1 protein-coding gene is annotated in these 554 nt (G+C 31.8%); it reads right to left on the reverse strand.

The annotated features are described in order from the left end of the window. Window positions 1-43 precede the first annotated feature (43 nt). The coding region (locus ABDH49_09335; GenBank protein ID MEN3047140.1) for an aminotransferase class III-fold pyridoxal phosphate-dependent enzyme at window positions 44-554 on the reverse strand (511 nt) is incomplete at its 5' end.

Here is a 554-nt window from a genome sequence, read left to right on the forward strand (position 1 = left end):
AACATGATACCAAAGAAGGAATAATTGTTTCCATTTGAGATTCTTATGCTATCTCAAATAATTCTATTGTTTGATTTATTGCTTCTTGGATTTTGAACGAAACAAAGTCTATTTGTTCATATGTTATTGTATAAGGAGGTTCTATTCTTATAACTTTTGGTTGGTTGAGGGTATAAGCAGTAATTATGTTGTTATTTATCAATGACGAAAAAATTGATGCTGCATAATACTCTTCTTTTAGTTCAATTCCTATCATCAATCCTCTTCCTCTTATATCTTTTATTACCTCTGGTTTACTTACAGAAAGAAGTTTGCTTAGGAAATACTCTCCTTTTTCTTTTACTTGATCTATGACATTATTTTGTATAATGAATTCTATTGTTGATATACAGGCGATAAGTGCTAAAGGATTTCCCCCAAAAGTAGAAGTATGGAATAAGGGATTTTCTTCAAATATTTGCCAGGCTTTTTTGTTGGATACTATTGCTCCTACGGGAACTACTCCTCCTCCCAGAGCCTTTGCAAGTACTAGTATATCCGGTTTTATGTTGTAT

It is taken from the genome of Candidatus Hydrothermales bacterium, assembly GCA_039630235.1.
Classification (GTDB): domain Bacteria; phylum Hydrothermota; class Hydrothermia; order Hydrothermales; family JAJRUZ01; genus JBCNVI01.